Origin of the sequence: Rosenbergiella metrosideri (genome assembly GCF_022602565.1) — a bacterium.
Lineage (GTDB): Bacteria > Pseudomonadota > Gammaproteobacteria > Enterobacterales > Enterobacteriaceae > Rosenbergiella > Rosenbergiella metrosideri.
In genome coordinates, this window is the sequence record NZ_JALBCV010000020.1 from 41974 (window position 1) to 54965 (window position 12992).

Genomic DNA, 12992 nt, shown 5'->3' on the forward strand with positions numbered 1-12992 from the left:
CGCCACGGGAATGACTGTCTAAAGCAAAGAGAATGCTAAGAAAATGTAAATGCTAATCACTATCATTTACATTAATATTCATTCAGATACTCTACTGTCACTCTTATCCTGTCTGTCTAGTACACGCACATGTCTATTAAAAAAGTGATACGTCCACTTGTTATTCCTTTTGTTCTGGTTGGATTACCGGTTAGCGTGATGGCCGCGACAGAAGGCAACACTGCCGATACTGTTGAGACCAAAGACACCGACACCAGTACGTTATCCAGCGACACCAAGCCTGAAGGTCGATTAGTCGTCACGGCACGTCAACAAACCCTGCAAGCGCCGGGCGTATCGACCATCACAAGTGAAGCGATTAAGAAACACCCTATCCAGCGAGATCTGTCCGAAATCATTCGTACTCAACCGGGTGTTAATCTAACGGGTAACTCCACCAGTGGCCAGCGCGGCAATAACCGGCAGATCGATATTCGGGGAATGGGGCCAGAAAATACGCTGATCTTGATTGATGGCATGCCCGTTACTAGCCGTAACTCAGTTCGTTATGGTTGGAGTGATGAGCGTGATACACGTGGTGATACCAACTGGGTACCGCCGGAAATGATTGAGCGTATTGACGTTATTCGTGGACCTGCGGCGGCGTTATATGGTAACGGCGCAATGGGTGGCGTGGTCAATATTATCACAAAGCAAACCAGCAAAGCGTGGCATGGCAGCTTTAACTCTTATTTCAATGCACCTGAACATAAAGCAGAAGGGGCGACTCAACGCTATAACGCAAGCTTGAGTGGTGAATTGGCCGATAACCTCACTTTCCGCCTATACGGTAACTGGAGTAAAACTCAGGCCGATGCCGAAGATATCAATAAAAGCCACACACAAACCCGTACAGGGACCTATGCTGGCACTTACCCCGCAGGGCGCGAAGGGGCGTTAAATCGTGATATTCATTCTGTATTACGATGGGAGTTTATGCCAAACCAGAACATCGAACTCGATACTGGTTTTAGTCGGCAGGGTAATATCTATGCAGGAGATACCCAAAATACTAATAGCAATGCGTTGGTGAAAGCGAATTACGGTAACGAAACTAACGTCCTCTATCGGCAAACGCTGGCGCTCAAATATACCGGAATTTGGGATAACGGGGTGTCCACCAATAACTATGTTCAGTTTGAAAAAACGCGTAATACGCGGCTAAATGAAGGCCTATCGGGTGGTTCATCCGGTATCTTCAGTACGACGAATACTGGATTCTCAACCATCACGCTCTACGATACTAATGTACACTCCGATGTGAGTATCCCTTTCCAAGCATGGGTCGATCATGTGCTCACGGTGGGGGCTGAATTCAATCATCAAGCGATGAGAGATCCGACGTCGAACACAGTAACGACCAGCGCCGGCAGCGTCGAAGGAATCTCCAGTACCGGGCGCTCTGAATATAGTTCGGCTGATATCTACGGCATTTTCGCTGAAGATAACATGCAGCTGACCGACAGCACTAAATTAGTCCCAGGCATTCGCTTCAACCATCAAAGTATTTCCGGTGGGGAGTGGAGCCCATCACTGAATCTGTCCCAAGCCTTGGGGAACGATTTTACATTAAAAATGGGCATTGCACGTGCTTGGAAAGCCCCGAATCTTTATCAAACCAATCCTAACTATCTGTTATATAGCAACGGCCAAGGCTGTTACGGCGGTGGTAGTTGTTACCTGCAAGGTAATAAGGATCTCAGCGCTGAGACCAGTGTGAATAAAGAAATTGGGATCGAGTACCATAATGCTAATGATGTGCAGGCAGGTGTGACCTGGTACCGTAACGATTACCATAATAAAATTGAAGCGGGTTACACCAGTGAATATAACAATGGTACTGCGAATGTTTATAAATGGGAAAATGTGCCAAAAGCGGTGGTGGAAGGAATTGAAGGGACGCTTAATTTCCCGATCACCGATAGCCTCACGCTGAAAAATAACCTGACTTATATTCTGAAGAATGAAAATAAGACCACTCATGATTATTTATCGGTTATCCCTAAATACACGATAAATTCGACCTTGGATTGGCAGGCAACGAATAAGTTATCTTTCGAGAGCACCTTAACGTGGTACGGTCGCCAAAAGCCGAAAAAATATAATTACCAAGGTGAGCGAACCTCAGGAAGTGAAACGCGTGAAGTCGCTCCTTATGCGATTGTCGGTATGAGTGGGACCTACACCCTTAATAAGAACATTGATTTAACGGCAGGTATCGATAATCTGTTTGATAAACGCCATTTCCGTGAGGGTAATGCGCAAACCACAGGTAACGCAACCACGGGAGCCTATCTCTGGGGAGCGGGGGCCAATACCTATAATGAATCCGGTCGGACGTATTATATGGAAGTAGGTATGCACTTTTAATCTTTACGCTGAATAAAAATGAGGACGTCATGGTAGGCTTTTATCGAAAAGCGGTGGTGATACTGTTGTTATTGTTGGTTAATTCACCGAGTGCCTTTTCGAGGCCGGACATGACGCCTCTAGGCCCCTCTATTGCCGATCAGGGATCATCGTTCTACCGTTTTAAGACGTATAAAGTCGAGTCGGTGGATACCCAGCGCCATTACAAAATCTGGGTCGCGGTACCGAATAAAGCAGCCCCTGTACACGGGTACCCGATCCTATACCTGTTGGACGGTAACTCGAGTCTAAGTCGTCTCAATGCGTCGCAGCTTCAGGCCATCAGCGAGAAAAAACCCGCGGTACTGGTGTTTGTTGGCTACGATACGCCACTGCCTTTTGACCTGAAAGCGCGGTCATTCGATTATACGCCTGCCGCCCGAGGCGCTATTGAGGGGAACTCGATGCTAGGCCATGGACGACTGGGCGGCGGTAGTGCGATTTTCCGCGCCTTACTCGAACAGAAAATCATCCCGCAGAGTGAAGCGTCTCTACCTATCGATCAGGCAAAACGATCATTATGGGGACATTCCTTTGGGGGACTTTTTGTCTTGGATACTTATCTGCACTCCAGCCGATTTAGCCACTACTTTGCCGCTAGCCCATCGTTGGGTCAGGGGTATCAATTTTTAGTCGATGATATCCAAGCGCAAACGGTGAATCCAGCTACCCTCACGTTGATGGTGGGATCCTCACAGCCGGCGAGAGCGGGAGCTCAGCCTGCCATCGATCTGTCACCACGGGTTGCTCAATGGCAAAAACAAGGTCTGGGTATCTCTATCATCCATTACCCTGGGTTAAGCCATGGGGCAATGTTTGGTGCTTCGCTGCAGGATACCCTTAAAAAGGTGAGTCAGTAGTCAGCATCTCCCTGTCATGCTCCGCTCCTTTTCGAGCGGGACTGTCGCCTTATCGCTGTTTTTTGTGAATCCGATCAAATTCCCTGTCCTGTCCTATACTCAATACCATGCTTTACTCTTATTGAAACTAGCTCAGGAGTCACCATGCAAATATCGTTAACTAATCAAGTCGCCCTCGTAACCGGTGCCAGTTCGGGTCTAGGCTATGCCTGTGCAAAAGGGCTTGCCGCCGCCGGAGCCAGTGTCGTGATTAATTACAATAGCCAAGCCGAGCCTGCCGAGAAGCTGGCTAAGGAAATTCGTCAACAAGGTGGTCAAGCCATTGCGGTGCAAGGTGACGTCTCCTCGCAAGATGATGTTAACCACTTAATTACGCAGACGGTGGAACACTTTGGTGGGCTCGATATTCTGGTGGCAAACTCAGGGCTACAAAAAGACGCAGCAATTGGTGATATGACGCTACAAGATTGGCAAAAGGTGATTGATGTCAACCTCACCGGCCAATTTTTGACGGCGCAAGCGGCGTTGTTACAGTTCCGTAAACAGAAGGGACAACGCCAAGTCAGTCGCGCCAATGGTAAAATTATTCATGTCAGCTCTGTCCACCAACTTATCCCTTGGGCCGGCCATGTGAATTATGCTGCATCAAAAGGTGGGGTGGATCTACTGATGCGCAGTATTGCGCAAGAGGTTGGCGAAGAGCAGATTCGAGTGAACTCCATTGCCCCGGGCGCTATCGCAACGGCAATTAATGCCGAGAACACCGAAGGGGACGCAGCGAAGAAACTGCTGGAGTTAATTCCTTACGGTCGTATTGGCGCCTCAGAGGATGTGGCGAATGCGGTGGTGTGGCTGGCCAGTGATCTGTCCGACTACGTACATGGCTCAACGCTCTTTATCGACGGCGGCATGAGCTTATACCCTGAATTCCGAGGTAACGGCTAACGCTACCGTTTGAAAGGGGGTAGGATCGACGCTACCCCCTATTCACTTCGCTATTTAGCGATCTGGTCAAAATAGAGCATACTGACCCCTAAACTCTGCTGGGCCCCCTCAATATTACTGCGTAACCCCACCTGCTGTGCGCCTTGTAAGGCAACAACAAAGGGAGAGTCTTGCATCACGCTAGTCTGAATCTGCCCATAGAGCGCTCGGCGCTTCGCTGCATCGCTGGTCGCCGCGGCCTGCTGTGTCAATTCACTGAGTTGTGGAATCGACCAGCCTACTCGCCACGCCAAGGTTTTCGGGCCATTCGGCACGTTATAGGCAAAGGTGCTGGCATTGGTATTGGGATCGATATAATCCGCGCCCCAGTAAGTGAAAATTGATTGGAACTGGCGACTGCGCATTTTACCCCAAAGCTCGGCTTCGGGCACCGGCTGGAGCGTAATATGAATATCGGCTTGAGCGAAGCTCGCCTGTAGTGCTTGCGCGATATCGCTATAGGGGGGTTGATTAGTAAAGGAGAGCGTAAAGGTGGTTCCGGGTTTTATCCCGGCCTTACTGAGGATCTGTTTCGCTTTCGCCACATCCAAGCTAAAAGGGGTTTTCTCTAATGCCCCATCAAACCCTATCGGCAAGAAGGATTGATGGACCTGATACTGTCCTTTCAGTAATTGTTGTGACAGAGAGCCATAATCCACTAACCAGCGCGCCGCTTGCCATAACGCTGGATTGCCTAAAGCCGGTTGTTGGCTATCCTGCGTATTGAAGGCGAGATAATAAATTAGGCTGGAGGGGAAGCTAGCCACCTTAACTCCCGCGGTATGGCGTAGCGCCGCAAACTGATCGGCACCTAATCCGTAGGCGATATCGGCATCCCCTTGCGTCAGTAATAACCGGCGAGCGCTGGCGTCTGGCACCCCTTTTAATAACACATGCGCTATTTTTGGCTGGATAGCGCTATGCGGATTTTTTTCTAACAGTAAAGCTTGCTGCGGAACATACCGTTGAATACTGTAAGCAGCACTTCCTGCGGAATGATTTTTAAGCCAGTTATTCCCGTAATCACCAGCTTGTTGGTGCTCACTTACTAACTTATGGTCAACAATCGAGGCGACGGGGGCAGACAGTAAACGCAGGGCAAGATCTTGGCCAATATCACTTTGCCAGGTTATTTCGACGACTGTGTCACTGATCTTATGTAATGAGGCATCGATATTCTCTGGGGTCCACCCGAATTCCCCCAAAATAAAGACCGGTGCTTTATTCAATTTTACGGCTCGGCTTAACGAGTAAATCACATCATCGGCAGTCAGTGGATTCCCGCTGGCAAAGGATTGATGAGGTGTTAGGGTAAAGCGCAGACTATGCGGCTGACTGCCAGCCGTCCAACTGGCCGCCGCCGCGGGCACTATTTGTTGCGGATGATTACGATCAGCACTGACTAAACCTTGATACAGATTGACCAAGCTACTGGTACTCACCGTTTCAAAACTCTCTGCCGGATCAAAACTGATGATGCCATCCAGTGGAATGGCGACCACTAAGCTATTTGCTGGCGTTGCCGCATAACTGGCGTAGGAAAAGAGGGTAGCAAAGAACAACGGAAGATAAGGTTTCACTCGTAAAGTCTCCTAATAACGATGCGTTATTAGGAGTATAGGGACGATCAACTGCGCTGAATATTCGTTTTAAATGATATCTAAAGTCGGTTTTTAACTAAGATGGGTAATGCGACCTGCCTGCATCGTCACTGATCTATCACACATATGGTCGATCACATCTGGGTCATGACTCACCAACACCATCGTCAGCTGCCGCTCGGCTTTTAATTGATTGAGTAAATTCAATATTTCCGCCTGCACTGACATATCCAGCGCGGAGGTTGGCTCATCAAGTAGCACTATTTTCGGTTCAAGAAGCAGTGCCCGCACAATAGCGACTCGTTGCCGTTGCCCGCCTGATAGCTGATGAGGATAGCGGTCAATTAGCGCGCTGGCTAAGCCGACTTGCTGGAAGCCTTGGGCTATCCGGTCATCAATATTTTCGACGCCCAGCCGCTTTAAGGGTTCTGCAAGGGTACGACGTAAACGGTGACGAGGATGTAAAGAGGCATAAGGATCTTGGAACACCATTTGCACATCGCGGCGTAGCTGTCCGGTAAACGTCGAACCGGGTTGTACGTGAGTACCTGCTAACACCATATCTCCACTCCAGTGAGGATTAAGACCTGCCATCACCCAAAGTAGCGACGATTTTCCACAGCCGGAAGGCCCGACCAGGCCGAAACACTCGCCTGATTCGACCCTGAGGCTGACATCTTGGACGACTTGCCGTAACTGATATCCCTGAGGATGTGAAACATTAAGGTTGTCTAACCTGATGGTACTCATGGGTATCCCTCCAACGCTGCGCGGTCGAGTGTGGGTAAGCGCTTACCTTTAGTCGCGAGGCTTGGCCGACATGCCCAAAGCGTTTGGGTATAAGGATGGGTTGCTTGCGGAAGGTCCTTGGCCGCTAAGCGATCAAGAATTTTCCCTTGGTACATCACCATGACCCGTTGGCAGTGATCTGCCACCTGTTGTAAGTCATGACTAATCAGTAACAATCCCATATCGCGCTGTGCCACGAGGTCTTGTATCAACGACAGCACTTGATCACGCATCGCATGGTCTAAGGCCGACGTTGGCTCATCGGCAATCAGGAACTCGGGATCGGTGATCAAGGCGATAGCCAGCATAATCCGCTGTCCCATTCCACCAGAAAGCTGATTGGGATAGCGCTTAATCAGCTGCTGCGGATTCGTTAAACCGACGGCCTCAAGCATCGCTAACACTTTCTCTTGGCGCTGACGGCGGGAGAGTTTACGGTGCAAAATTAACGGCTCTTCGACCTGCCAACCGATGGTTTTAGAAGGATTTAAGGCATATTTGGGGTCTTGCATCACCATTGCCACCTTTCCCCCCCGCAATGCTTGCCATTGTGAGGCTTTAAGATGCAGTAAGTCGTTCCCGGCGAGGGAGAGTTGCGAGGCGTTAAGGCTCAGCGAGGGGGCAAGTAGTCCCATTAGACTGCGGGCCGTCAGCGATTTTCCCGAGCCGGATTCCCCCACTAACGCGACACGCTCTTTACCGATGTCAAACGAGATACCGTCGACTAACGGACGGCCTTCGGGAAGTCCGATAGTGAGCCGGTCGGCAATAATAAAAGGGGAGGTATTAGCTGTCATTGCGACTGTCCAAGCGGTCTCGTAGACCGTCACCGATGAAATTAAAGGTTAAGCTTGCCAGAAGAATTGCTCCGCCCGGTGCCGCCGCCACCCACCATTGGTCAAAAATCACTTTCCCGCCTTCTGCCACCATCGACCCCCACTCAGCGGTCGGGGGTTGAACGCCCATTCCCAGAAAGCCTAAGCCTGCAGCAGAGAGAATAATCCCACCTAGACTCAAAGCCGCACGGACCACTGCGCTAGGTAAGCAAAGCGGTAGCAGATGGCCAAACATTAAGGGTAACCCCTTAATCCCCTGCATTTTTGCGGCCGCTAAGTAATCGCTACGTCTTAATTGCTGTGTCTCTGCACGAGCTTGTCGCGCAAACGGCGGCCAGCTTGTCAGCGCCAAAGCCAGTGCACCATTCAAAATACTGGGTCCAAGTACCGCAACCATTGCCAGCGCGATCACTAAGCTTGGCAGAGCGAGAAAGATATCGGTGATACGCATTAAGATACGTTCGACCCAACCGCCTAAATAGCCAGCAGCAATGCCTACTGTCATGCCAACGGGCACGGTCAAAAGTAGAATAAATACCACTAATAGGAGCGTAGGCCGTGTGCCATAAATTACGCGTGACAGTAAGTCGCGGCCAAAGCCATCGGTACCAAACCAGTGATGACTATCGGGTGGCAGTAACCGGTCGGCCATCACTTGAGCATTGGGATCGTAAGGCGATACCCAAGGGGCAAACAGCGCCATGGCGATAAATAAGCCCAATAGGCTATAGCCGATGATCAGTAACCATCGGCGCTTATCACGTCGGACCGCGCGAAGCGGCAAAGAAGTCTCGGTCATCGTGTTCTCGGATCGGTAAGCCAAACTAACGCATCGGTTAGGGCATTGATGATAATAAAGCAACTTCCTATGACTAAGGTTGCTCCCAAGATGGCAGGCATATCTGATGCAAATAACGCGTTGGTCAGATAGCGGCCCAATCCAGGCCAAGCGAAAACGCTCTCAGTTAATACTGCACCTTCCAGTAAGGAAACATAGGAGAGCATGACGACGGTAATCAGGGTTCCACGTGTATTTGGCAGCAAATGATGCCAGACAATTCGCCAGCGGCTGGCCCCTTTGGCCCGTGCAAGGGTGACGTACTCTTTACTGTTCTCTTCTAATAACGCCGCGCGAAGCAGTCGTGTGATCGAGGCCATCGACAGTAAACCCAGGATGACTACCGGTAACCATAGATGCTGCAACGCATTGATAAACATCTCATGATCACCCGATAACCAACAGTCGATAATGACCAGACCGGTTCTCGGTTCTAACGTATAAATGTAGAGATCGTCGAGCTGCCCCGGCCCTGCTGACCAATGCAGCTCGGCATAGAACAGTAATAATCCAAGTAAACCGATCCAAAAGACGGGAACAGAATAGCCTAATAAGGAGATAACCCGAGCAATATGGTCAATCCAACTTTTAGGGTGCCAGACTGAGACCAGTGCCAGACCGATACCGCAGGTAGCGCCGAGGATTAGCGCGCAGGTTGCCAGCTCGAAGGTTGCCGGAAAGGTGCGTAACAGATCGTCGGCTACGGGTTGGCCTGTGCTTTGCGATACACCGAGGTGGCCTTGGGCGAGTTGCTGTAGGTAATGCCAGAACTGAACAGGCAGCGAGTGATCGAGCCCAAGTTGGTGGCGAACCTGAGCATAAGTGGAGGCCGTGGCGTGATCTCCCACCAGTTGTAAAACCGGATCGACTGGCGAGAGGTGGGAGAGAGTAAAGGTAAACGCTAACAAACCGAGCAGGGTAATCACCAATGAAAAAAGATTACCCGCCAGGCGCTGTACAAGCCGCCTGACCGGCATGCTGCGACCAGAGGAGGACGCAGACACTGCCATTATTTTGTTACCTGGCTGTAATAGACCATGTCAGGGTTCATCCCTTGCTGATACCCTTTAAGGTTACTGCGCAGAGCGATCAGCTGGTGGGCTTGCAAGCCAATGACATAAGGCGAGCTTTTCTGGACTTGGCGTTGTAATTTCTCATACAGTGCCGCACGTTGAGCGCTATCCGTTAAGGCTACCGCCTTATGTGTTTCGGCGGTCAGCTCAGGGATGTGCCAGCCAGCGCGGTAGGCAAGTGTACTACTGCCATCTTCCGGGTTAGTGGCAAAGGCAGCGGCGTTGGTATTGGGATCGAAATAGTCGGGTCCCCATGAGGTGACGGTCGCATCAAACTGATGGCTCGCCATCTTAGCGGTGACCTCACTGCTCAGGCTTGGCACTAACTCAATTTTTACCCCACCTTTTGCAAAGCTGGCTTGCAGCGCTTGCGCAATATCTAAATAAGGCGGTTGGTTATTGACCACGACCTTAAAGGAGATATTGGAGAGGCCAGCTTTCGCTAAGATAGCTTTCGCTTTCTCCGGGTTATAGCTGTAAGGGGTGTCGTTGAGGGCACCTAAATAGCCACTGGGGAGAAACGATTGGTGAATAGAGAATTGGCCTTTTAATAATCCATTGGCAATTCCATCGTAATCAAACAGATAGCGCGATGCTTCCCAGAAGGCCGGGTTGTTAAGCGTCGCGGAAGATTGCGTATTAAACAGCAGGTAGTAAAGCGAGGCGATAGGCACGGAGACTGGCGTAACGCCTGGCTTATGTTGTAACGCACTGAATTGATCGCTGCCTAGGTTACGCGCAATGTCCGCATCCCCTTGCTCAACTAAGAGACGTCGTGTTGCCGCTTCAGGAACATTTTTAATTAATAGCGTACTGAGTTTCGGTGCCCCAGTGGGTGAGCGTGGGTTAGCGGTCATCAATAGCACTTCATGAGGAACGTAGCGACGGATTTGATAAGGACCGCTGCCCGCGGAATGACTGGATAGCCACTGGTGCCCGAAGTCATTATTAACTTGATGACCTAACGCTTCTTTCTCATCGACAATAGAGGCCACTGGTGCAGAAAGCAGGCTCAGCACAAAGGCTGGGCTGACCGCGGCATCCCAATGTAGCGTGACCTGATTAGCACTGGTTTTGGTCAGTTGGCTATCGATATTTTTCGCATTCCAGCCAAGTTGCGTCAGAACGAATGAGGGTTCTAAATTCAACTTAATCACACGCGACAATGAGAAGATGACATCTTCAGGACGGATCGGATTGCCGCTGGCGAAAGTCGCTCCGTCGCGTAACGTGAAGGTTAAACTCCGATTATCGCTCCCCGCTTGCCAATGTGTGGCCAGTGTGGGGCGTAGATCGACAGGGTGAGAAGGATCCGATTGCAGCAGGCGTTGGTACAAGTTGGTAAAGGCTTGGACGGTAGAGGTTTCGAAACCCTGGGCCGGGTCAAAACTGATCGCATCATCAAGCGATTGCGCGACCACTAAGGTATTTGGTGGCGTAGCACTGTGTGCTGAGAGCGCGGTAAGCGATGCGGTGAATAAGAGACTTATCAACGTTTTCTTCATTTTTATTCCTTGCTAAACAGGGCGTTTGCCGAGCTGATCGAGTCCTAACCCTTACAGTGGCGCGTCTTATTATTCTTTATTGTTATATCTACTCTATTCTTTATCACTTAAGTAATTTATAAGATTTTTTTACGTTCTGCTAGCCAGCGCCGCGATTAATTCTTCGCGCCTGATGCTGCGACGATCGGTAGGAATTAATGAATGGGATTGATAACGTCATTCGCCATTTCCCCTCTAGTCTGTGTTCACTATTGTTGTCATCAGGAGTGTGTCTATTGCCCAAGCTATCGTACGCCGCGTCAGCGTGGGCTAAAAAATCCTACTCGCCGATATCACTATTGAGACGGCACAAAGGGTCGAAGAGCCCCTGAAGAAAGCGGGCTTTGAGGTCAGCACGGTCCATGTCGATGCGGTGGTACGCGGATCAATAGTATCAGCACCGGGATAGCCTATGACGAATTCACGAGTGCCGAACGAGATTGCCGGTCTTGCTGAATTTCTATTTGGCCCTAAGGGAACTTATACCAGCGGTAGCGATATTCTGATTGATGGCGGGGTCACTGCCTAAATTAAGTATCCTTAATTATTCACTTCGGCTATTAAGCAGTAAGCTCGTTGGCCGATAAGTGTGAATAATTCCCATGCCAGACTTAGCTTAGGATTAAGGATAAATGAGTATGAGGTATATTTCTGTTGTCGAACAATATGTCTTAAGTAGGATACCCCCTAAAAATAACTCGCCCACCTTTGGTGCCGTTGAAAATTTATATTCAGCACTATCAGTATCCTTTTTAAGGAGACAGATTGTTAAGTTATCACATAGATAACGGCTATTAATGGTGAAATCCTTTATAAACAATGTAGTAAATAGCAGCCTACCAATAAAAAACGTCAATTCGAAATGATTAAAGCAAAATAATAATGCCCCTCTTGAGTCATCACGGAATTTCAGTAAAATTCTTTGAGTAAAGTGAAAGAGAGGAACCCGCGCTGTATGGCTTTAATTCCTGAAGAAACTATAGACCGTCTATATGGTGAAGTATCAGTAGCTCTACTTGATAAGAAAGAGAAGATTACTCTCGACTCTTTGCTACACGCATTCCAAGATAAATTATCGAAAGAGACCTGTCGTGAAGAAGCCTCAGCATTGAAAGCAATCCTTTCATCACTTCACCAGATACAAAATTCGCATAGCGAAGAGATCACTCTTAGCGAGATCTGCGCTAAGAAGGGTCAAGGCCTAGCTGGCGAATAAAGTGATTTAGTGGCTTTTTTGGGTTACCGTTTGGATAGCTAACCGGTAGTAGATCAGCTCCTCAGCGTCGGTGGCTGCTAAACTCATCGTATGTATTTGCGCGACGATATCCTCTTTGCCCATAGTCAAATCGTTCTCAACCATCAAGCGGATTGCTTGCCCAATGATCCTTAAGGGAATGTTTAAGTCTATTTCCTTGATATTGATACCCTCCAGCGATAAAGATGGCACGCAGTTAGCAGCCTAACATATAAAATCTTTAATTGTTGGTAAGTATCAAGAAATTTAAACGATGAGTCGGTACCTAACATACAGTCGTTGGGATAATCTGTATCGACATAGGGCTCTATAGTGTAGGTTGAAGGTTCATAAAGATGAGGAGCCTTTTTTAAAAGCTCAGGCGTGTAATACTACACTCTTATTTACCCTGTTCAGAATAATAGGCACGGTTAATAAAACCCGCTTTTAGATATGGGCAGATTAAGGCGATGAGATCACTATAAATAATGATATTGTCGCTATAGTAATGAATTTATTTATATTTCCCTCCTATCACCCACCTTGATTTGTTATAAATTGAACCAAAGTGAGAGATAAATACGCCTCTTCTATCAATGAACTCTAATCCTTTACTTATGCTGGCTATCTTTAGTCTTATCCTCATTTAATCGGCGATAAAGATTCCTAAAATAAATAATCGTTTAATTTTTTAAAGTGGTTTATATAATATTACTATAAAAATAGTGGTAGTAGAAATTGTGTTAATTTATCCAGTAAAAAACTAAAGGGGATTAATTTTATTT

The 12992-nt window shown here is 48.6% G+C and carries 11 protein-coding genes; 4 read left to right on the top strand and 7 right to left on the bottom strand.

Annotated features, from left to right (window positions below; genetic code table 11):
• Nucleotides 1-129: 129 nt before the first annotated feature.
• From MKR94_RS15030 to MKR94_RS15040, 3 genes are all read left to right on the top strand, one after another.
• A complete protein-coding gene (locus tag MKR94_RS15030; RefSeq protein ID WP_277755686.1) occupies nucleotides 130-2409 on the top strand; it encodes a TonB-dependent siderophore receptor in 2280 nt (759 codons plus the stop codon).
• A 29-nt stretch (nucleotides 2410-2438) separates the two neighbouring features.
• Nucleotides 2439-3308 (top strand): alpha/beta hydrolase, encoded by an 870-nt coding sequence (locus tag MKR94_RS15035; RefSeq protein ID WP_241647675.1) that lies wholly within the window; start codon nucleotides 2439-2441, stop codon nucleotides 3306-3308.
• Between the two features lie 144 nt (nucleotides 3309-3452).
• Entirely contained in the window at nucleotides 3453-4253 is an 801-nt protein-coding gene (locus MKR94_RS15040; protein ID WP_241647676.1) for an SDR family oxidoreductase, read from the top strand.
• A 50-nt stretch (nucleotides 4254-4303) separates the two neighbouring features.
• Here the strand turns inward: MKR94_RS15040 and MKR94_RS15045 are convergent, their stop codons facing one another.
• The 6 genes from MKR94_RS15045 to MKR94_RS15070 form a co-directional block, all read right to left on the bottom strand.
• Nucleotides 4304-5872 (bottom strand): ABC transporter substrate-binding protein, encoded by a 1569-nt coding sequence (locus MKR94_RS15045; RefSeq protein WP_241647677.1) that lies wholly within the window; start codon nucleotides 5870-5872, stop codon nucleotides 4304-4306.
• A 93-nt stretch (nucleotides 5873-5965) separates the two neighbouring features.
• On the bottom strand, nucleotides 5966-6643 hold the full coding sequence (locus MKR94_RS15050; RefSeq protein ID WP_241647678.1) for an ABC transporter ATP-binding protein: 678 nt from the start codon (nucleotides 6641-6643) through the stop codon (nucleotides 5966-5968).
• The gene (locus MKR94_RS15055; RefSeq protein ID WP_241647679.1) at nucleotides 6640-7479 is read right to left on the bottom strand and encodes an ABC transporter ATP-binding protein; all 840 of its coding nucleotides are present in this window, start codon (nucleotides 7477-7479) and stop codon (nucleotides 6640-6642) included. Before MKR94_RS15055 ends, MKR94_RS15050 begins: the two co-directional genes overlap by 4 nt.
• Entirely contained in the window at nucleotides 7469-8317 is an 849-nt protein-coding gene (locus MKR94_RS15060) for an ABC transporter permease (RefSeq protein ID WP_241647680.1), read from the bottom strand. Before MKR94_RS15060 ends, MKR94_RS15055 begins: the two co-directional genes overlap by 11 nt.
• Nucleotides 8314-9366, bottom strand: a complete 1053-nt coding sequence (locus MKR94_RS15065; protein ID WP_241647681.1) for an ABC transporter permease — start codon at nucleotides 9364-9366, stop codon at nucleotides 8314-8316. Before MKR94_RS15065 ends, MKR94_RS15060 begins: the two co-directional genes overlap by 4 nt.
• Nucleotides 9366-10934 carry an ABC transporter substrate-binding protein gene (locus MKR94_RS15070; RefSeq protein WP_241647682.1) on the bottom strand — a complete coding sequence of 523 codons (1569 nt, stop codon included), beginning with the start codon at nucleotides 10932-10934 and terminating at the stop codon, nucleotides 9366-9368. The genes MKR94_RS15065 and MKR94_RS15070 overlap by 1 nt, the downstream gene beginning before the upstream one ends.
• Before the next feature lie 994 nt (nucleotides 10935-11928).
• Here MKR94_RS15070 and MKR94_RS15075 point away from each other — a divergent pair.
• The gene (locus MKR94_RS15075) at nucleotides 11929-12189 is read left to right on the top strand and encodes a hypothetical protein (RefSeq protein ID WP_241647683.1); all 261 of its coding nucleotides are present in this window, start codon (nucleotides 11929-11931) and stop codon (nucleotides 12187-12189) included.
• 6 nt (nucleotides 12190-12195) lie between these two features.
• On the opposite strand, the gene MKR94_RS15080 is transcribed toward MKR94_RS15075, so the two are convergent.
• Complete coding sequence (locus MKR94_RS15080; RefSeq protein WP_241647684.1) at nucleotides 12196-12420, bottom strand: hypothetical protein; 225 nt, start codon at nucleotides 12418-12420, stop codon at nucleotides 12196-12198.
• Nucleotides 12421-12992 lie beyond the last annotated feature (572 nt).

Bases quoted from the DNA above. Each gene is read 5' to 3' on its own strand.
- MKR94_RS15030 (WP_277755686.1), top strand. From the start codon at position 130: ATGTCTATTAAAAAAGTGATACGTCCACTTGTTATTCCTTTTGTTCTG.
- MKR94_RS15035 (WP_241647675.1), top strand. From the start codon at position 2,439: ATGGTAGGCTTTTATCGAAAAGCGGTGGTGATACTGTTGTTATTGTTG.
- MKR94_RS15040 (WP_241647676.1), top strand. From the start codon at position 3,453: ATGCAAATATCGTTAACTAATCAAGTCGCCCTCGTAACCGGTGCCAGT.
- MKR94_RS15050 (WP_241647678.1), bottom strand. From the start codon at position 6,643: ATGAGTACCATCAGGTTAGACAACCTTAATGTTTCACATCCTCAGGGA.
- MKR94_RS15055 (WP_241647679.1), bottom strand. From the start codon at position 7,479: ATGACAGCTAATACCTCCCCTTTTATTATTGCCGACCGGCTCACTATC.
- MKR94_RS15060 (WP_241647680.1), bottom strand. From the start codon at position 8,317: ATGACCGAGACTTCTTTGCCGCTTCGCGCGGTCCGACGTGATAAGCGC.
- MKR94_RS15065 (WP_241647681.1), bottom strand. From the start codon at position 9,366: ATGGCAGTGTCTGCGTCCTCCTCTGGTCGCAGCATGCCGGTCAGGCGG.
- MKR94_RS15070 (WP_241647682.1), bottom strand. From the start codon at position 10,934: ATGAAGAAAACGTTGATAAGTCTCTTATTCACCGCATCGCTTACCGCG.
- MKR94_RS15075 (WP_241647683.1), top strand. From the start codon at position 11,929: ATGGCTTTAATTCCTGAAGAAACTATAGACCGTCTATATGGTGAAGTA.